General features: G+C 48.5%; 20 protein-coding genes and 1 riboswitch. Of the genes, 5 read left to right on the top strand and 15 right to left on the bottom strand.

From position 1 onward, the window contains the following. Positions 1 to 4 precede the first annotated feature (4 nt). Positions 5 to 1381 carry a diaminobutyrate--2-oxoglutarate transaminase gene (locus AAHF05_RS14750; RefSeq protein ID WP_028016338.1) on the bottom strand — a complete coding sequence of 459 codons (1377 nt, stop codon included), beginning with the start codon at positions 1379 to 1381 and terminating at the stop codon, positions 5 to 7. 336 nt (positions 1382 to 1717) lie between these two features. Then, entirely contained in the window at positions 1718 to 2722 is a 1005-nt protein-coding gene (locus tag AAHF05_RS14745; RefSeq protein ID WP_129324318.1) for a LacI family DNA-binding transcriptional regulator, read from the bottom strand. 238 nt (positions 2723 to 2960) lie between these two features. Here AAHF05_RS14745 and AAHF05_RS14740 point away from each other — a divergent pair, with 238 nt between their 5' ends. Together AAHF05_RS14740 and AAHF05_RS14735 are read left to right on the top strand one after the other, a co-directional pair. Further along, positions 2961 to 4202 (top strand): MFS transporter, encoded by a 1242-nt coding sequence (locus AAHF05_RS14740; protein ID WP_028016340.1) that lies wholly within the window; start codon positions 2961 to 2963, stop codon positions 4200 to 4202. Between the two features lie 16 nt (positions 4203 to 4218). Then, positions 4219 to 5652 carry a glycoside hydrolase family 32 protein gene (locus AAHF05_RS14735; protein WP_129324319.1) on the top strand — a complete coding sequence of 478 codons (1434 nt, stop codon included), beginning with the start codon at positions 4219 to 4221 and terminating at the stop codon, positions 5650 to 5652. Between the two features lie 157 nt (positions 5653 to 5809). Here AAHF05_RS14735 and AAHF05_RS14730 read toward each other — a convergent pair whose 3' ends face one another. The 10 genes from AAHF05_RS14730 to AAHF05_RS14685 all read right to left on the bottom strand — a co-directional run bounded on the left by AAHF05_RS14730 (position 5810) and on the right by AAHF05_RS14685 (position 12764). Further along, entirely contained in the window at positions 5810 to 6307 is a 498-nt protein-coding gene (locus AAHF05_RS14730) for a type VI secretion system tube protein TssD (RefSeq protein WP_129324320.1), read from the bottom strand. 2 nt (positions 6308 to 6309) lie between these two features. Then, positions 6310 to 6642 (bottom strand): putative T6SS immunity periplasmic lipoprotein, encoded by a 333-nt coding sequence (locus AAHF05_RS14725; protein ID WP_129324321.1) that lies wholly within the window; start codon positions 6640 to 6642, stop codon positions 6310 to 6312. A gap of 226 nt (positions 6643 to 6868) precedes the next feature. Further along, positions 6869 to 7837, bottom strand: coding sequence for an IS5-like element IS903B family transposase (locus AAHF05_RS14720; protein WP_165356696.1), 969 nt, complete (start codon positions 7835 to 7837; stop codon positions 6869 to 6871). A 17-nt stretch (positions 7838 to 7854) separates the two neighbouring features. Next, complete coding sequence (locus tag AAHF05_RS14715) at positions 7855 to 8268, bottom strand: type IV secretion protein Rhs (protein ID WP_241697911.1); 414 nt, start codon at positions 8266 to 8268, stop codon at positions 7855 to 7857. A gap of 553 nt (positions 8269 to 8821) precedes the next feature. Next, positions 8822 to 10039: an HNH endonuclease signature motif containing protein gene (locus AAHF05_RS14710; protein WP_129325486.1), complete on the bottom strand. Its 1218-nt coding sequence runs from the start codon at positions 10037 to 10039 to the stop codon at positions 8822 to 8824. A 68-nt stretch (positions 10040 to 10107) separates the two neighbouring features. Continuing rightward, complete coding sequence (locus AAHF05_RS14705; protein WP_129325487.1) at positions 10108 to 10311, bottom strand: hypothetical protein; 204 nt, start codon at positions 10309 to 10311, stop codon at positions 10108 to 10110. A 141-nt stretch (positions 10312 to 10452) separates the two neighbouring features. Next, positions 10453 to 10785: a hypothetical protein gene (locus AAHF05_RS14700; RefSeq protein WP_129325488.1), complete on the bottom strand. Its 333-nt coding sequence runs from the start codon at positions 10783 to 10785 to the stop codon at positions 10453 to 10455. An 18-nt stretch (positions 10786 to 10803) separates the two neighbouring features. After that, positions 10804 to 11058 carry a hypothetical protein gene (locus tag AAHF05_RS14695; RefSeq protein WP_374936350.1) on the bottom strand — a complete coding sequence of 85 codons (255 nt, stop codon included), beginning with the start codon at positions 11056 to 11058 and terminating at the stop codon, positions 10804 to 10806. 10 nt (positions 11059 to 11068) lie between these two features. Further along, positions 11069 to 11359, bottom strand: coding sequence for a hypothetical protein (locus AAHF05_RS14690; protein WP_129325490.1), 291 nt, complete (start codon positions 11357 to 11359; stop codon positions 11069 to 11071). 403 nt (positions 11360 to 11762) lie between these two features. After that, entirely contained in the window at positions 11763 to 12764 is a 1002-nt protein-coding gene (locus tag AAHF05_RS14685; protein ID WP_129325491.1) for a YadA C-terminal domain-containing protein, read from the bottom strand. Positions 12765 to 13556: 792 nt separating this feature from the next. Then, a riboswitch (TPP riboswitch) is annotated at positions 13557 to 13653 on the top strand. 35 nt (positions 13654 to 13688) lie between these two features. Between AAHF05_RS14685 and thiM the strand changes: the two genes are divergently transcribed. From thiM to AAHF05_RS14670, 3 genes are read left to right on the top strand one after another with little or no spacing between them, the layout of a single operon-like run. Continuing rightward, a complete protein-coding gene (thiM, locus tag AAHF05_RS14680; protein WP_129325226.1) occupies positions 13689 to 14459 on the top strand; it encodes a hydroxyethylthiazole kinase in 771 nt (256 codons plus the stop codon). Continuing rightward, positions 14456 to 15256 (top strand): bifunctional hydroxymethylpyrimidine kinase/phosphomethylpyrimidine kinase, encoded by an 801-nt coding sequence (thiD, locus tag AAHF05_RS14675; RefSeq protein WP_129325225.1) that lies wholly within the window; start codon positions 14456 to 14458, stop codon positions 15254 to 15256. Before thiM ends, thiD begins: the two co-directional genes overlap by 4 nt. Positions 15257 to 15298: 42 nt before the next feature. Next, complete coding sequence (locus AAHF05_RS14670) at positions 15299 to 16045, top strand: GntR family transcriptional regulator (RefSeq protein ID WP_028016344.1); 747 nt, start codon at positions 15299 to 15301, stop codon at positions 16043 to 16045. Here the strand turns inward: AAHF05_RS14670 and AAHF05_RS14665 are convergent. Genes AAHF05_RS14665 through AAHF05_RS14655 form a run of 3 tightly spaced genes read right to left on the bottom strand, consistent with a single transcriptional unit; the run spans position 16019 to position 19247 of the window. Then, complete coding sequence (locus tag AAHF05_RS14665; protein ID WP_129325224.1) at positions 16019 to 16972, bottom strand: PfkB family carbohydrate kinase; 954 nt, start codon at positions 16970 to 16972, stop codon at positions 16019 to 16021. The genes AAHF05_RS14670 and AAHF05_RS14665 overlap by 27 nt on opposite strands. Beyond that, complete coding sequence (locus AAHF05_RS14660) at positions 16969 to 17973, bottom strand: ADP-ribosylglycohydrolase family protein (protein ID WP_129325223.1); 1005 nt, start codon at positions 17971 to 17973, stop codon at positions 16969 to 16971. Before AAHF05_RS14660 ends, AAHF05_RS14665 begins: the two co-directional genes overlap by 4 nt. Continuing rightward, the gene (locus AAHF05_RS14655; RefSeq protein WP_129325222.1) at positions 17970 to 19247 is read right to left on the bottom strand and encodes a nucleoside permease; all 1278 of its coding nucleotides are present in this window, start codon (positions 19245 to 19247) and stop codon (positions 17970 to 17972) included. The genes AAHF05_RS14660 and AAHF05_RS14655 overlap by 4 nt, the downstream gene beginning before the upstream one ends. Between the last annotated feature and the right edge of the window lie 196 nt (positions 19248 to 19443).

Genomic DNA, 19443 nt, shown 5'->3' with positions numbered 1-19443 from the left:
CCGGTTACGCCGGGCGAACGCCCGCAGCAAGCAGTGCCTGCTCGAATTTATCCAGGAAGATTTTCAGCTCTTCATCGCTGATCAGCAAGGAAGGCAGCAGACGCAGAACGATACCGTTGCGACCACCACGCTCCAGAATCAGACCGGCTTCGAAGCACTTCTTCTGAATCAGGGCAGACAGCTCGCCATCACCCGGGAAGCAACCCATGTGGTCAGCAGCTTCGTTTGGCTTAACGATCTCGATACCGATCATCATGCCCAGACCGCGAACGTGGCCGATTACCGGATAGCGCTTCGCCATCTCTTTCAGCTGGCCTTTCAGCCATTCGCCCTGTGCAGCTACTTTGCCTGCGATGTTCTGATCTTTCAGGATTTTCAGCGTGGTCAGACCGGTTGCCATCGCCAGCTGGTTGCCGCGGAAGGTACCGGTGTGGTGACCTGGAGCCCATGCATCGAACTGCTTTTTGATACCGAGCACAGCCAGTGGCAGACCGCCACCTACAGCTTTAGACATCACGATGATGTCTGGCTCGATGCCAGCGTGTTCGAAGGCGAAGAATTTACCGGTACGCGCAAAGCCAGCCTGAACTTCGTCGAGGATCAGCAGAATGCCGTGTTCCTGAGTCACTTTGCGGATACGCTGCAGCCACTCAACTGGAGCCGGGTTCACACCGCCTTCACCTTGAACGGCTTCCAGAATGACGGCTGCAGGTTTGCGCACGCCACTTTCCACGTCGTTAATCAGGTTTTCGAAGTAGTAGGTCAGCGCTTTCACGCCTGCTTCACCACCGATACCCAGCGGGCAACGGTATTCGTGCGGGTAAGGCATGAACTGTACTTCTGGCATCATACCGTCAACCGCTTCTTTCGGAGACAGGTTGCCGGTCACGGACAGTGCGCCGTGGGTCATACCGTGGTAACCACCAGAGAAGCTGATGATACCGCTACGGCCGGTGACTTTTTTCGCCAGTTTCAGCGCCGCTTCCACGGCGTCAGCACCGGATGGACCGGTGAACTGCAGGCAGTACTCTTTGCCCTGACCTGGCAGCAGAGAGAGCAGGTATTCTGAAAACGCGTCTTTTAGAGGCGTAGTCAGATCCAGGGTATGTAACGGCAAGCCGCTGGTAATGACATTTTGGATGCTTTTCAGCACATCAGGATGGTTATGGCCAAGCGCAAGGGTCCCTGCGCCTGCTAAACAGTCAAGGTATTCTTTATTATCTGCATCGGTGATCCACACGCCTTCTGCTTTAGTGATGGCTAAAGGCAGTTTGCGCGGATAACTCCTGACGTTAGATTCAAACTCGGCCTGACGGGCCAGATAGGTTTCGTTGCTTTTGTGGGCATCTACGGTGTCAATACGGACTTTATCCGTCATCATATCACTCCTACAACCGCCGCTTCGTTATGAGCCACGATTGAATAAAAAGTTAAAAAACAGATGGGGGCCTGAAAAAAACGCCGCCAATATAGAGCCTTTTGCCACGGGGCTCAATGGTTAATTTGTTTACTGTTTTGTGACATGGGGCACAGGGGAGGGAATATCCCTCTTTTCTGAAAGAAAATTGCACTTTATAACAAAGTAAAACAGCCGGTTATGGGCAGTCGGCCTGGAGTGTAAAAGCAGAAAAAAGAGTGTGACAAATCGTGCCATTCGCTGACATAAAAGAAGGTATACGACCTCCTTGCCACCATGATATGCAAAAATTCCTGGTCTCTATAGATGCGCAACGGAATCGCGCATTAAAAATGGACTTTCAACACGCGTTGTTTCCCGATGGTTTTCACCGTTAATAATATGCAGGGCACTCAGACGTCCAATTTCATAATGTGGCAGTTGAACCGTTGAAAGAGGGGGGAGAAAGAGTTCTCCAATGCCCACCATATTGTCATAACCGATAACCGCAATATCTTGTGGGATGCGAAGCCCTTGAGCCAGTAGCGTCTGGTACACCATCAATGCGATACGATCGTTGCCGCAGATAACGGAGTCGAATCGGGGAATGCCGTTCTGAATGTGCGCCAGCAAAACTGACGGAATGTCACGATAGTGCTCGTCCCCGAACGCCATATAGCTATGTTCCAGACTGTTCGGGTCGAGCCCAGCTTCATAGCATGCACGTTCCAGCCCCTGACGGCGTCGGGTTGTGGCCAGATGGTCCACGGGTAAATGCAGGCACAGGGGCTGTCGATAACCCTCGGCGAGTAACGCATGCACGGCAGTGTACTGTCCCTGTTCATCATCAGGGATGTAGCTGGCAACTTTTTCATTGATACTTTCGCAGTTAGCCAGCACGCAGGGAAGGGTGAGGAGTTTGGCCGGGAGAGGAACCTGACGTAAACCCATGGTGGTGTAGATAATCCCGTCAGGCCGATGAGAGAGGAGAAGGTCGACAATGGCATCCGGGTTATCATCGGTAAACATATTCATCACGAAGCTGTTCCAGCCGTGCATCCGGGCCGTCTCTTCAATGGACAGCGTAATCTCTACCGAGAAAGGTGTCGTCACCGTATCGAGTGCTAGTACGCCTATGGTTTTAGGCGAGGCATGCGCACCGCGTATTTTCTTGGCGGACAGGTCAGGCACGTAGCTGGTCTGCTCGATAGCCAACTGAACGCGCGCCAGCGTTTCCGGTTTAAGGCGCTCCGGGGTGTTAAGCGCGCGGGAAACCGTCATCAGCGATACGTTAGCCAGCTTTGCGACGTCCTTCAGGGAAGCCATTTTCTTACTCCGTTAGTGCTCTGTGTGAGAGGGTATACAACTAAGTCGCTGATGTAAAAGGAAGGCTGATGCCCAGGCCTGGTCATGCTTACCTCAGTGATGAATATTTGATCGCGATCTCATTCTTTTAATGTTAACGTTAACTTTCGTGATTAACATCTTAAATCTTAGCCAAACAGCATGAGAAAGAAATGATGTTAACGTTACCATTGAGTCATTACTCCAACATGAGAATGTCATGATGAAAACGCATCACTCTCACAGCTACCCTTTACTGAGCGCATTACTGTTTTTCTTTTTTGTCACCTGGTCATCTTCAGGCTCGTTGCTCTCCATCTGGCTTCATCAGGAAGTGGGCTTAAAAGCGGGGGATACCGGCGTTATCTATGCCGTGCTTTCCGTCTCTGCACTTTTTGCTCAAATCTGCTATGGATTCATTCAGGACAAACTCGGTCTGCGTAAAAACCTGCTCTGGTTTCTGACTTGTCTGCTCATTCTTTCTGGTCCAGCTTTTTTGCTATTTGGTTATCTGCTGCAGGTTAACGTTTTACTCGGCAGCATTTTCGGCGGGATTTATATCGGCCTGACGTTTAACGGCGGAATAGGGGTACTGGAGTCCTATACCGAGCGCGTGGCCCGCCAGAGCCAGTTTGAGTTCGGCAAGGCGAGGATGTGGGGATCGCTTGGCTGGGCGGCGGCAACTTTTTTTGCGGGGCTCCTGTTTAACATTAACCCGAAGCTGAACTTCGCGGTGGCGAGCTGCGCCGGGCTGGTGTTTTTTGTGTTGCTGGCTCGTCTCAGGGTCTCTTCCGCCCCGCACGCCATGCAGGAGGCGGTGTCCGGCGGTAAGGTCACGCTGGAAGACGCCTTGCGGCTGCTGACGCTGCCGCGCTTCTGGGCGCTGGTGTTTTTCGTTATCGGCACCTGTATTTATGGCGTTTACGACCAGCAGTTCCCGGTCTATTTCTCCTCCCAGTTCCCGACGTTGCAGGAAGGGAACGCCATGTACGGCTATCTCAACTCCTTCCAGGTGTTCCTTGAGGCGGCTGGTATGTTTTGTGCCCCGTGGCTGGTGAATCGCCTTGGCGCGAAGAATGGTCTGATTTTCGCGGGAATGGTGATGGCGATGCGTATGGTGGCATCGGGTCTGGTTGAGGGGCCGGTATTGATCTCCATTACCAAGCTATTACACGCTGTTGAGCTGCCCGTTTTGTTGGTCTCAATCTTTAAATACAACAGTTTGCATTTTGATAAGCGCCTCTCTTCCACCCTCTATCTGGTGGGCTTTGCCTGTACAAGCTCGGTGATTGCCTCGGTCTTGTCGCCGCTGGCAGGCTACAGCTATGAGAAGTACGGCTTTGCCCAGTCCTATCTCATCATGGGGCTACTGGTATTCAGCACCACGTTTATCTCCATCTTCCTGTTGCGCTCGGGTAAGTCCTCTTCTGACCCGCTCATGCCGCAACCTTCCACCATCTGATCGAAAGAGTAGACAAATGACGTATTCCATTACGAAAGCAGAACAGGAACTGCAGTCCAGACGCGAAGGGCTTAACCTGCGCTGGTATCCCCGTTACCACCTCGCCGCGCGTGCCGGCTGGATGAACGACCCGAATGGTCTGGTCTGGTTTGACGGCTGGTATCACGCTTTTTATCAGCATCATCCGTACTCGACCCAATGGGGTCCGATGCACTGGGGCCATGCGCGCAGCCAGGATTTAGTTCACTGGGAGCACCTCCCGGTTGCGCTGGCGCCGGAAGGACCAGACGACAAGGACGGCTGCTTTTCGGGTTCAGCGGTGGTGGATGGCGGTACGCTGGCGCTGATCTACACTGGCCACAAATTCCATGGCGATCCAGGGGATGAGGGCAATCTGTATCAGGTTCAGTGCCTGGCAACCAGCCGTGACGGCATCCGGTTTGAGCGGCACGGGACCGTCATTGACACGCCGCCTGGCCTGCATCATTTCCGCGATCCGAAAGTATGGCGGGAAGGGGAGTGGTGGTACATGGTCGTTGGCGCACGAGAGGGGGATACGGGACAGGTGCGTGCGTACCGTTCTGCCGATCTGCGAGAGTGGCAGGATATGGGCGTGCTCGCGGTGGCTGAAAAAGAGATGGGTTATATGTGGGAATGCCCGGACTTCTTCACGCTCAACGGCAAACGCGTGCTGATGTTCTCTCCTCAGGGACTGGCCGCAGACGGATTTAAAAATCGCAATCTTTTCCAGAGCGGCTATCTGGTGGGCGAATGGCAGCCCGGTCAGCCCTTTTTGCGTGAAGGTGATTTTGCGGAGATGGATTACGGGCATGATTTCTATGCGCCGCAAAGTTTCCTGACGCCGGATGGCCGACGCATCGTTATCGGCTGGCTGGACATGTGGGAATCCCCGCTACCGGAACAGAAGGATGGCTGGGCAGGCATGCTCTCTTTACCGCGCGAGCTGACGCTGAGTGCGGATAATCATCTGCAAATGCGGCCGGCCAAAGAAGTTGAAACCCTGCGCGGGGCGTGGTTCCCCTGGCCGATAACTACGCTTAATAATCAGCAGATGACGCTGGTGGAACACTGCGACGCGATGGAGGTTATTCTGCAGTGGGATTGCGCTAACAGCAGCGCGGAGCAATACGGCATTCGTCTTGGCGACGGGTTACGCCTCTATGTTGATGTGCAGATGCAGCGTCTGGTGCTGGAGCGACACTATCCACAGTATGGACTGTGCGGTACCCGAAGTGTCGCGCTTAACCTGAACGATTCGCTCAGTCTGCGCCTGTTCTTTGACTGCTCTTCCGTGGAAGTGTTTGTTAACGAGGGCGAGGCTTGCCTCAGCAGCCGTATATATCCTGATGCAGACTGCCGTGAGCTGGCGTTGTTTGCCTGGACGGGGGGAGCATCGCTTATACATGGCGGGGCGTGGCAATTAGATTAACACCGGCGACGTCAGGGTAGGGGCTTACAGCGGTCCTGGCGTCCATATTCTGTAATACCTGCAATTAAAAAAGGCGATCGACGTCGCCTTTTGTATCTATTTAATTTTCTCAGCGCAGTCTGTTCCCGTGACAGAAGATGAAGAGAAGGGTACCTGGCTATTGAGTGTCTTTCTGTTTTGCTGGTTTCATCCATGCATCATCATACTTAATATTACCTCTGACATAATTCCATTCAATACCACGGAATCTAAGCCCTACAACTTCATGCATGTTAGGTGTAGAACTACCTGGATAATAAACATGAGTAAAATCGACAGAAGAAACAACAACACTTTCTAAGGTGATGTTATAAATTTCTTCCTCTACTCCTGCCTCAATAATTTCATAATATTTAAGCACGGCTTTTTGAAATCTCTTTTGTTCACATACCGCAATAGCAAAGAAAGGACTTACTTTATCAAGTTGTTTATGAATAACAACAGGGCTATGTTGTCTACATCCGGTCATACTTCCTGTGTTACTATCAACAGGTTGCCTCACACCATAGCTACTATTCATCACCTCTATAGCACCTTCTCGACCAAGTGCCATACAGTTACCTACAACTTGCATTCCATTTTCATCATACAAAAATAAATAAGCTGGTAGTGACATAATTAGCGATTCCCATCATTGTCAATAAAAAATTGGTATGAATAACTTTTTCCATTGAGGCTATAAGAAATATTATATTTATAGCCGTTCTTTAGATTAACGATGAAACATGTATTTGGATATGATAAAGAAATATTATCATCTGATTTAATTACCGTGTATTTCTTTTTAGGCCAGTAATAAATGCTATAACGTTCTAAAACGTCAGTTTTATTTACAGTGAAGCAAATAGTATCACCTTGAATAAACACGCTACGATGTTCAGCTACCGGAACACCTCCGCCAGGGCAACCGGAAAGGAGGAATGCTATTGGAAAGATTAGTAATTTCTTCATCCGGGGAATCCTTTCAATACTGCTTTATATTTTCTTATTAATTCATGATTAGACATATTAGGATTATAATCTCTATATTCAGCTAAGTATGTTGTGTCTCTATTAAATCCATAAGTTACGAGTAACCAATAATCACTAGCTATAGATGCTTGCTGTTCTAGTCCGTAATGGGCTTTGTTGAATAAATCAGATTTCGGGTAAGTCTCCCCCGTAGCGGGTTGTGTTTTCAGGCAATACGCACGCTTTCAGGCATACCTGCTTTCGTCATTTTGTTCAGCGCTCGTACCAGGGCCATAGCCTCCGCAACCTGACCATCGTAGTCACGCAGCATCAGTGAACCCCCGAACAGCTGTTTTACCCGGTACATTGCCGTTTCCGCTATCGAGCGACGGTTGTAATCTGTTGTCCATTTCCACCGCGCATTACTCCCGGTCATTCGCTGATTAGCCACTGCACGGTTACGGTCTGCATATTCACCGGGCCAGTAACCCGCACCTTTTCGGGGAGGGATAAGCGCGCTGATTTTCTTACGCCGCAGTTCATCGTGACATAGCCGGGTATCGTAAGCGCCATCGGCGGCGGCTGACCTGATTTTCCGGTGGGTTTGCCGGATTAACCCGGGGAAGGCCTCTGAGTCCGTAACGTTGTTCAGCGACAGGTCAGCGCAGATGATTTCATGTGTTTTACTGTCAACGGCGAGATGCAGCTTACGCCAGATACGGCGGCGTTCCTGGCCATGCTTTTTGACTTTCCACTCGCCTTCACCGAAGACCTTCAGCCCGGTGGAATCAATTACCAGGTGTGCGATTTCACCCCGGGTGGGCGTTTTGAAACTGACATTAACCGACTTTGCCCGCCTGCTGACACAGCTGTAATCCGGGCAGCGTAGCGGAACGTTCATCAGAGAAAAAATGGAATCAATAAAGCCCTGCGCAGCGCGCAGGGTCAGCCTGAATACGCGTTTAATGACCAGCACAGTCGTGATGGCAAGGTCAGAATAGCGCTGAGGTCTGCCTCGTGAAGAAGGTGTTGCTGACTCATACCAGGCCTGAATAGCTTCATCATCCAGCCAGAAAGTTATGGAGCCACGGTTGATGAGGGCTTTATTGTAGGTGGGCCAGTTGGTGATTTTGAACTTTTGCTTTGCCACGGAACGGTCTGCGTTGTCGGGAAGATGCGTGATCTGATCCTTCAACTCAGCAAAAGTTCGATTTATTCAACAAAGCCTCCGTAATGAAGAAAATCAGCTTTATCTAAGCTGTAATCATAATGAGCGAAACGAGAGAATAGCCCTCTGGTTCTTACAAACATTCCCTTTTGCGCTTGCCATGCGTGAACCATTTCATGCATGAATCTATGTTTCTTTTGTATATCACGCTCTAATGAAAAATCTGGTGAATAGGTTCCTTCTCTAAACCAAAGTTCACCGTTAGGCGTCATGGCAACGTCTACAGGTTGTAAATTGAAGGGAAGGTAGCTTTCACGATGTACCCAGATTTTATAATAGATAAGGCTGCCGCCGAACAGCGTTTTAGCAAGAGCTATCTCACCTAACGTTAGTTGCCTTACTCCCCCAGGATGTATAGCCGTTCCTGATGTTGGGATTATACTTTCATCAACTGGCATTCAATATCCCTCAAATCCTTGCTGGTATTGATCGTGAATCATACTCCTGAAAGGAACTAGCAAGGAAAGAGGATTTTACAGGAAAGCTTTTAAAATCAAAGTGGTTTAAGCTAAACTTCATTGGCTGTTAGTAATGCTACAGTTTTTCAGGTTAATCCAATGTAAACCCATCTGTGTGTTTCTATGTGTTGCCGTAATTTACTGTTTTAAAATTAATTTTCTCATGCGTGTTAAAAACGCAGCAATGCATACGGGGAGCAGGTTACAGGTACTACCTGAGCGAACTGCGACAACGAAAAATGAAAACATAAGAGCCGGGTTAGCTTAGGTAATGAGTTATACAATAGTGATAACCTATGATTATATATTTAATCAACATATAATAATTTTTCTATTTCCTTAATCCTAGAGTCATAAAATATATTTTTAAATGGCTCAATTTCAAGTTTAAACCTACCTGGCTTTTATATCGCTTCATTCCTTCCAATTAAAACAAATCTATAACCATTGTTTAATGACTTAATGTATGGCTGATTTGCTTTCTCTTTCTTACTCAATCTATACATAGATTTTTCGTTTTCAATTTATCTTTGTTAATGGGTATCTTTCCTTGTCTCACTGGAGCACCTTCTAAGTGTTTCTTGTAGAAACAATCTTGCATAAAATTCACAGTCATAGAATCAGCATCTATAACCATAATTCCAGCATCAAAAAGACGATGCAAACCAACACTCAACATAATCCCATTATCTACACAGTTATCATAGTGATCGCTATGTGTTTGGATGTGGCAAGCTTCAACAGCTATAGAGTCACCTGTGATAGCACAGCAATGGTTATAGTTGGAACTAACAGCATTACGAAAAATGGCCTGATCAGACGAATCACGCCCTATAGAGCTGATCTCTACCTTCTCACCACGAACAGGAACAGAAGAAGCTTCTAACACCCTCTCAGGCTTCATAGGAGGCTCTACAGGCGCTTCTAATGCATAAGCTGGTATAGCAAGGTTAAGAAGAGCAAAATTAGCGGTATGAGCCTCTAGAAACAATCTAGCTTCTTCTTCATTGTGTGAAAGTCTCCAGGCTTCTCCTATGTTCATAGAACGAATAGCAAGTTGATATGCTTCTTTATTGAAAAAAGTTTGAGAGGGTAGAACTTCCTTATTTTTTACTGGTTTTTTCTTTTCAACAATCAATGATTGTTTCTTGTCTGCTTCTGTTTTCAATGAATCAATATCATAGAACGCTTTACGATAATTACCATTATGTCTAGTGAGAAGCTCTTTAGCTTTTGCTAATCTACTTTCAAAAGAGCCTTTACGTATATTGGCGGCTAAACGATGCACATCATCAAAAGCGCAAGGAGTAGCATTATCTAAATTGATGGTTTGTGTAGTCGCTTTACGAATTGCAAATTCAGCTTTTTTATTATTTTCATTAATAATAGCCTGTTTATACCGTTTGCATTTTGTATAATGAGATTTTAAATTTTTATTAGTGATTATTCCTTTGCAACCAATACATTTAGTTGTATCACGTTCTCTGATCTTTTCTTGAATTAGTTTTGCTTCAATTACTTTAGGGTTTTTCTTGCAATGATTTTCATGAGTGTTTTTTATGCGGTTTAAAACAGGAATATTGCACCAGCAGCAAGGGCTAAGAGAGCTATCAAGGTGTGATGTTACACAATCAGATGATAAATGAATATCTAACTCATTGGATGGAATGGACTTAAGACATTTTGAACATACAACAGATTTAATAGCCACGATAAAGCCCCTCTAATCTTCTGCATGAGGATTATTGTAATAGTATTACTTGCTGTCAGTCAAAAAGTTTAGTTTTTGTTCCTCAGTTTTTCACATTCTAAATCTAGCTCAAGATCTTCAATGCGATGCAAAGCATTAACTAATTCTTCTTCTGTAGCTTCCAGCTTTTCGACAACGTAACTCCTACACATTTCAAGGTGCTTGATCTGTTTATCCTTTCCTAACCCAATCAAGTAAATTAAAATAGTAATTGAACATACAAACCAAATCATTTTAATCTCCCCTAATAAGTGTAATTGAAAAAAACGCCCATCTGTTAAAGGGCGGCTTTAGCAATACACTAAAGACTTATTGATAAGAGTTCTTTATTAAAATAAATTATATGCCACTTACTTTTATGAGTGTTCCCTAAATTATTTTGAAATCTGTGAGTTTACTACTATATCATCTTCAACCACTAACGTAAGTGTGTAACCTTGTTTATGCCATTTACCATTATTAGGCTTCCATCCTTTAGAGAGAAGAAATTCAGAAGCACTAGAAATAGACATATTCATCACATGGTCTGCTTGAGTTGTCGGGGTAGAAGTTTTTGGTTTATGCTCTTTTGAAGAGCTACATTTTCCATTTGCTTCATCTACTTGTGTACATCCAGATTTAGATAACTCTTGTCTATGATGCTGGCTGATAGCGGAAGCGTTAAAAGCAGCAACAGAAAGCAGAACAACTAATAAAACTTTTCTCATGATAGACACCTATGATTATTAATCGTCGTGGTGATGTTTCTTGCTATTCTTAGCCCAAACACCAGTACCCGCAGCAGCATCACGAGTGTTAGCATAAGCAGCATTGTAAGAAGCATTGTTAATAGCTTCTTTGTGCTGAGATTCTGCAAGATAACAAGTGTCTTTACTAATGCCTTGCGCCTCACATTTAGCCATACGCTGAGCAGGAGAAGAACAAGCAGCTAAGAAAGTAGTAACACCAGCAACTAGTGCAACACTTAAAAATTTATTCATTACCATCACCTTAAATTAGAACGCTATCAACAGAAATTAATTTAAATGCACCTATAGAATTTAAAGCTATTTCTTCACACTCACTTGCTTTTATATTGAAATTACCCTCTTTAATTCTCCGCTTCACTACATCCCTGGTTTTATTGAAATCTTCTTTATTGTTAGATGCTTTCATTATCCCTAATGCAGCACACACCGAAGAAGGGGAAGAATCACTGTAAGTAGTGGCTTTTGGTACACGACTAGAAGTACATCCAGTGATAACACTAACAATAGCCAATAAATAAACATACATTTTCACTATTGTGAATTCCTGTTTAATGTGATTAAAGATAAAATCTAATCATCACCTCAGAATATGCAGCTAAAATTGTTCCACATAAACCCAATCCAGATACCTACAACAATCAAAATCAAATACAATGCAGCAGAAAGAAAAACATATTTTGCCATAATCGCTATCATCAGTATAATCACAGAGAACCAGTGAGCTAAAATTCATGGGGATGAGTTTGTAGGGGCAACGGTGGTTAACTGGCTTAATTTTAAAATACTCCCACTGCTTTAGCCGTTGTCATAACAACCACAAAGTAAGCCAACCATCCTAAAATATCCTATTTTACATAGGAAGATTTTTTCATATCGAACATTTGTCTAATAAATTTTTAATCAAAACCTTCATTAGAAGAGCTGGAATTAAATGCTTACCATCCGTAAGATACGCCAGCACCCACAGTAGCACCGCCATAAGAACCAGCACCAACAGAGGCTTTAGTTACTACACGCTCTGTTACACGAGCAGAGAAGCCTACAGCTATAGCACCTTGTGAATCGTATTCACCCACACCAGCCCCGATAGCGAAAGTTTGAGAATCTGTAACCTGTGGAATGTTAGACATAGCAGCAACAGAAGCCACGCCAACAGCAGCGCGTTTACGGTTGTTATCTACGTCATTTTTCAGATTCTGGAAGTTGTTATTATTTTCATTTTCTAACGCTGTAATACGTTCTTCATGATTAGAAAGTTGTGAGCTATGGCGCCGAATAGTGGTTTCTTGGGCTTGTTGGCGTGACTGAACATTATCAACAGCAACAGTATTACCAGCTACTTGTTTGCTATTGCTATCTACTTTAGCTTGTGTAGCTGTATCTACTTGCACTTTGGTAACGGTTGTTGTTACTCCATCTTTACCATCAACGCCATCTTTCCCGTTAGCACCTACAGCACCAGTGGCGCCCGTGTCGCCTTTATCCCCTTTAGCGCCTGTAGCCCCGTCTTTACCGTTAACACCGTCTTTACCATCAACGCCGTTAGTTGGCTTAGGTGCATTCTCAAGTGTTGTAATTCTTTGACCTAAAGCGCTATCAGCACCAGAACGGGCGTTACTTTCATCTACAATAGAATCTGTAAGCTGTTTATTGACGCTATCAAGCTTGCTATTAACAGAGCTAATATCGTTAGCATTTTGCATAATCAAACCTTGTTGGTTATTGTTTGTTAAATGCTCTTGCTGTATTTGGTTTGTATTATCTACAGTGGTACGGGTAACAGCATCCAGATCGTAGCTTGCACCATCGTTACCACGAATTTCTAACCCGGAGTTAGGTGAAGTAACAGTATATTGTGCAGCCTTAGCAGGAATGACAGCAGCGAACATAGAACCCAACACAATTACAGCCAGAGTAGTCCTAACGGTAGTTTTCATTTAAAAGCTCTTATCACAAAAGTAAACTCGGTTATTTCGCTATCCTGGCGGGAAGATATAACACCCTGTTATATCGAGATAATTTCATACGACTTATAGCGATTTTTGTTTAATCACTTATTTCGTAACGTGTAGTAACTATCTTGTAATACATAAATTTGAATATTGATCTGGATCACTAAAAGCACTGAAAGCTAAAATGCTATTTCGAAAGTTATTTTAAATAAAACCAATAAATACATGTGGATACGATATTTATCATTTAATCCAACACATGCCAGACCCCCATAAATACATTAATTATATTTATGTTTTTTGGCCGTAAAATGTATAAATTAAGTTCATTCAGTAAGGTTAATTAATATATTTGTGAAAGCTCCTTCTTTTCGAATTAACAGGAGCTTTTGAATGAAGGGTGTTTTGTCGTGGAGAAAAATATTTTTAATCGAGAATAAAACAGGGTTTTGATTGCTATCAATCAGTGATTGAATTGTTGTAAAAAATGATGTTTTTATTTCTCTTAATTAGAAAATTAGATTGATAGGATTACAAAAAAGATTCTAAAGGCAGGTGCATCAACGAGTGACTGAGTGCAAAGCGATAGTAATGATAGAGGGAAAGGGGTAAAGGAACGGTTATGCGAGATACTAACAATAAGAATTTTATTGATTTCATGTGAGAGACAAATTGGGGTACAAGGTGAGGTACAGCGTGAAGAAAGGATAAACGTAAGTGCAAGCTTGCATCGCCAGGCTACATCCCCTAAGCTGGTAATTAATAAAGAAATGTAATCTACATGACTCGGGGTGCCCTTCTTTGTGAAGGCTGAGAAATACCCGTATTACCTGATCTGGATAATGCCAGCGTAGGGAAGTCAGATGCCTTCCCGGTCATCGCTTCTTCACGCAAGGCAGGAGCGAACCCATGCAGCCTGACCTGCTCGATTTACACGTTTTACATCAGTTCCGAACCCGTTCCCCGCTTACGCATTGTATGACTAACGACGTCGTTCAGACCTTTACTGCCAACGTTCTGCTGGCGCTTGGCGCCTCTCCGGCGATGGTGATTGAGGCCGAAGAAGCTGAGCAGTTTGCCGCGATCGCCGATGCATTGCTGATAAACGTTGGCACGCTGACCTTACCGCGAGCGCAGGCGATGCGTCGGGCGATTGAGAGTGCGGTAGCTGCAGGTAAACCCTGGACGCTGGACCCGGTTGCTGTAGGCGCTCTAACGTTTCGCACCCGTTTTTGTCATCAAATCCTCGCCCTGAAACCCGCCGCCATTCGCGGCAATGCTTCTGAAATCCTTGCCCTTGCAGGGATGAGCGCCGGTGGTCGCGGCGTCGATACGACTGACACCACAGCCAGCGCGTTACCTGCTGCACAGGCGCTGGCTCGCCAGACCAATGCCATTGTGGTGGTCACCGGCGAGGTGGATTACATCACTGATGGACAACGAACCCGAACGGTTACCGGCGGCGATCCGCTAATGACGCGCGTCGTGGGAACCGGGTGCGCACTCTCTGCCGTTGTGGCGGCGAGTTGCTCACTGCCGGGCGACAGGCTGGATAACGTCTCCGCCGCGTGCGGATTTATGAAGCGAGCCGGAACGGCAGCCATTGCGCAGTCTCGTGGCCCGGGCAGTTTTGCCAGCTCGTTCCTGGATGCGCTCTACACCTTGGAGGAACTGGCATGAAACGTATTAACGCTCTGACCATTGCCGGCACCGATCCCAGCGGCGGCGCGGGTATCCAGGCCGACCTGAAAACCTTCTCGGCTCTTGGCGCGTACGGATGCTCGGTCATTACCGCACTGGTGGCGCAAAACACGCTCGGCGTGCAGTCGGTTTACCGTATTGAACCGGATTTTGTTGCCGCGCAGCTGGATTCCGTATTCAGCGACGTGCGAATTGATACCACCAAGATCGGTATGCTGGCAGAGACAGATATTGTTGAAGCGGTGGCTGAGCGACTTAAACGTTATCAGGTACAAAACGTGGTGCTGGATACCGTGATGCTGGCAAAAAGCGGCGATCCATTGCTCTCCGCCTCCGCTGTTGAAACGCTACGTAAAAAGCTGCTGCCGCAAGTGGCTCTCATCACGCCCAATCTGCCGGAGGCCGCTGCACTGTTGGGGGCAACACACGCGCAAAATGAACGGGAAATGAAAGAGCAGGGGAATGCGCTGCTGGCGATGGGCTGCGGGGCCGTGCTGATGAAAGGTGGTCATCTTGACGATGCCGAAAGCCCGGACTGGCTCTTCACCCGAGACGGCGAGCGGCGGTTCACGGCGCCACGCGTACACACTAAAAACACCCACGGCACTGGCTGTACGCTCTCTGCCGCGCTGGCGGCGCTACGTCCACGGCATGATAACTGGGCCGATACGGTGAGCGAAGCGAAAACCTGGCTCTCAGCCGCGCTGGCAAAAGCTGATACTCTGGAGGTGGGTCACGGTAATGGGCCGGTACACCATTTTCATGCCTGGTGGTAAGCCGTATACTGGCAGGATACACCACGCCTGAGAAAAACAGAGATGGAACAAGCGCATACCCGGTTAATCGATCAACTAAATGAACGGATCGCCGCGCCCGACAATACGCCGCTGTATCTGAAATTTGCCGAAACGGTAAAAAATGCGGTGCGCAGCGGGGTGCTGGAGCACGGCAATATTCTGCCCGGCGAGCGCGATCTGAGTCAGTTAACCGGTGTGTCGCGCATTACGGTGCGCAAAGCGATGCAGGCTCTGGAGTCCGAAGGGGTGGTGACGCGTGCCCGGGGTTACGGGACGCAAATTAACAACATCTTTGAATATTCGCTTAAAGAAGCGCGCGGTTTCTCTCAGCAGGTGGTACTACGCGGTAAAAAGCCCAATACGCTTTGGGTGAATAAACGCGTGGTGAAGTGTCCGGAAGAGGTCGCCAGCCAGCTGTCGGTGGAGCCGGAGAGCGAGGTCTTTCTCCTTAAGCGTATTCGCTATGTCGACGATGATGCGGTGTCGATTGAGGAGTCGTGGGTTCCGGTGGGGCTGATTCACGATCCGGATGCCATTGGTATCTCGCTGTATGACTATTTTCGCAGCCAGAACATCTTCCCGCAGCGTACCCGTTCACGGGTAAGCGCCCGTATGCCGGACAGCGAATTTCAGGCGCATATAAAGATGGATGACAAAATTCCGGTGCTGGTGATCAAGCAGGTTGCACTTGACCAGCAGCACCGGCCGATTGAGTACAGCATCAGCTACTGTCGCAGCGACCTATACGTCTTTGTGTGCGAGGAGTAATTCCTCGAGAGTAGGGGCACAATCACCGCCACGGTGGCTGACAACCCAGGCGGCTACCGCATTACCCAGCAGGACAGAGTCTGCAAGACTCCACCCTGCAGCCAGCCCGGCAAGCGTTCCGCCAGCATGACTGTCACCCGCCCCGATTGTGTCGACCACGGTGGCGGGAAACGCCGGAACAGAACCTGAGGCGTCACCGTCATGCCAGGTCGCACCGTCTTTGTCGTGGCGAATAATTAGCGCCGAGCCAAAACGCTGCTGCCACTGTGCCCCTAAGCGTGCAGGCGCAATATCAAATCGTTCAGCAGCAATCTGTGCCTCCTGGCGATTAAGCGAGACGATCGGTTTACACGCCATAATTCGCGCCATTAGTGCGTCAGGAATATCGGCGATGCGTGGGCCAAAATCAATAAAGGTGGCGATCGCCTGTAACCCTTCCAGCCAGGACGTCAGGAGCTCGCCGCACGGCGATGCCAGCTGATAACCGGAGAGATATACCAGACTCGCTGGCGGCACGTGAAGTGCTTCCAGCCAGCGCTGTTGCCACTGGTTCTCCACACCGCTAAACGACATAAAAGTGCGTTCACCATCCGGCTCTACCAGCGCCAGACACCAGCCGTTATCGCCGGTTTCGGCCTCGACGGCGCTGTGCAAATTCTGCTTCGCCATGGCGTTACGGATAATATCCGCCCAAACGCCATGGCCGACGGGCAGGGCGTTTTGCGCCGTAATGCCGAGCCGTTTAAGGGCGATGGCAATGTTCAACGCACAGCCGCCGATATTGACGCCCTGCTGTTTAAGCTCGATATCACATCCGCGCCAGGGCAGGGCGTAGGCATCGGCGATAACGTCAATGACCGCTGCGCCCAGCACCGTCACCGGTCGTGTCGCGTGCAGTGTTTTAAGGCGTTGGGCAAAAGAATTCATACGCCCTCCCTTTGCTCCCGGTAGTGCAGCAGTTTCTCGCAATAGTGACCAAAATCAAGCTGGTTCACAGCGTCGAGTTCCTCTTTCAGCTGCGGATCAATAGCCTGCACCCCGTGCAGTGCGCCGCATATGGCCGTCGCCATCGCGCCAATGGTGTCCGTATCACCGCCCAGGTTGGCACATAAAATGGCACAGCGGTTCGGGTCGGTTCCTGCCAGTTCAACCATCGCAATGGCCGCCGGAACGGACTCGATGGTGCTGGTTCCAGCCCCGACGAGCTGATACACCTGCTCGCTGGCCGATTCTGTGCCATTGGCTTCACGCACGGTTTTAAGCGCCAGCTCAATACGTGCTGCCAGAGACGCGCTGAAGGTGGTGGTTTTCACCTCCTGCGCATAGCGGGCGATACCCGGCAGGGCATCGATGATGTTCTGCCAGCGTTCGCCGTCGATGGCGCGAGAAACCGCCCAGGCAATCACCACCGCGCCGGCAATCGCGAGATCCGATTTATGGGTCGGACTGGAAGCCAGCGCCACCTGTTCAACAAAGTGTTCCAGACGCGTGGCCGGGAGCAGGCAGCCCAGCGGGGAGGCGCGCATCGCCGCCCCGTTAGTCACGCCGTTGTTTTCCAGTTCGCTAACCGGTTTTCCGTCGCGAATCGCGTTAAGCGCGATTTTGGAGGTCGGGCCGAGCACGTTTTTATTAAACGCGTCGAAATCGAGCGCCCAGTGCAGAATATGTTTGCCGATAACGTCTGCGCTAATCTCCCCATCGCATTCGATAATCGCATCCGCCAGACATAGTGCCATGGAGGTGTCATCGGTGAACTCGGCCTGTTTGAAATAGCAGGCCGCATTATTCTCTGCCGGGCCGGGTAAAAAGCGGTCGATCCAGCCAAAGTGCGCTTTGACACGCTTTCTCGGCCACAGCTCCGACGGCATCCCCATTGCATCCCCTAACGCCTGCCCGTAAAGGGCACCGAGAACACGTTCTTGTTTCATTTCACTTCCCCTTGTGTCAGCGCGGCATCGCCATCAACCACCTCAATTGCGGTGATCTCTTTATCCGATTCGCGGAAAAACAGCATAAACAGCACGGCGATCGCGGCAATCATGATCCCTCCGAATGCCCACATTCCGGCCCAGTTGAAGGTCAGCCCGTTCACCGGCTCTTTGTATGCGAACATTTTTTCCATCATCACGCCGCCCAGACGGTAACCCAGCAGGCTACCAAAGCCCTGGCAACACAGCGTAATCAGGCCTTGTGCGGCGGTGCGCATATGCACCGGCGCTTTTTTATCCACGTAGATATAGGCGGTCACATAATAGAAGTCGTAGCTCACGCCGTGCAGCAGAATGCCGAGGAACAGCAGGGCGTAAGTGAAGTACTGTTCTGCACCGCCGTAAACAAAGAACCCGTAGCGGATAGCGGCGGTGATTAGGCCCAGCAGTAAGACCTTCTTAATACCAAAGCGTTTGGTGAAGAACGGCAGCGCCAGCATAAAGAAGATTTCGGAGAACTGGCCCAGCGTCATCCAGCCGGTGGCGTTTTTCATCCCCACTTCGGTGAGATAGCCGTTAGCGAAGATGTAGTAGAAGGCCAGCGGCATGGCGAACAGGAACGAGCAGAAGAAGAACACGAGGAAGTTTTTATCGCGCAGCAGGATCAGCGCATCCAGCCCCAGCATCACTTTGAAATCCAGCTTGCCGGTACTTTTCGGCGGCGTGTTCGGCAGGAACAGAGCAAATACGCCGAGCAGGGCGGAGCTGGCTGCGGTCATCAACAGCGGAATATTGGTATCGGAAATATCGCTAAAGCCCAGCATCTGCGGCAGGAAGCCGCACGCCAGCCCGGAGGCAATCCAGCCAATCGTCCCCATCACGCGGATACGTGGGAAATCGGCCTCGACGTCGTCCACGTTGGCGAAGGCAATACTGTTAGTCAACGCGATAGTGGGCATATAGGTCAGAGAGTAAACCAGCAGCAGCGGGAAGAAGGTGCTGAACTGGGTTTGCTGTGCGGCGAAGTACATCAGAATGGCACCGGCAAACATCAGCACCGCCAGCACTTTCTGCGCGGCAAAGAAGCGGTCTGTTAGCGAGCCGACCAGAATAGGTGAGAGAATGGCGGCAATCGCTGTACAGGCGTAAGACCAGCCAATTTCTCCTGCGGTAAAACCGCTTTTGCTCAGCCACAGCCACAGCGGCACAAACCACGCGCCCCAGATAAACCATTCAACAAACATCATGAACGACAGTTGGACTTTCGTTTTCATTTTTTAATCCTGCATGTCAGAGAGGGTACGCCTTTAACATACCATTCAATAATACCTTTTAAATACCTTTGTGGCGAATGTTTGATCGGTGTAACAGTTTTGTTGTACACGAAACGAGCCAGCAGATTGCGCTGAAAAAAATGCAAAAGCTGGAAAATCTGTTAAGTCGGTACCAGGCTTAGTCTGCCCGCAAATA

Source organism: Enterobacter adelaidei, from assembly GCF_041937165.1.
Classification (GTDB): Bacteria; Pseudomonadota; Gammaproteobacteria; order Enterobacterales; family Enterobacteriaceae; genus Enterobacter; species Enterobacter adelaidei.
The sequence above is the reverse complement of the archived record's forward strand: the minus strand, read 5'-3'. Positions and strand labels throughout refer to the sequence as shown.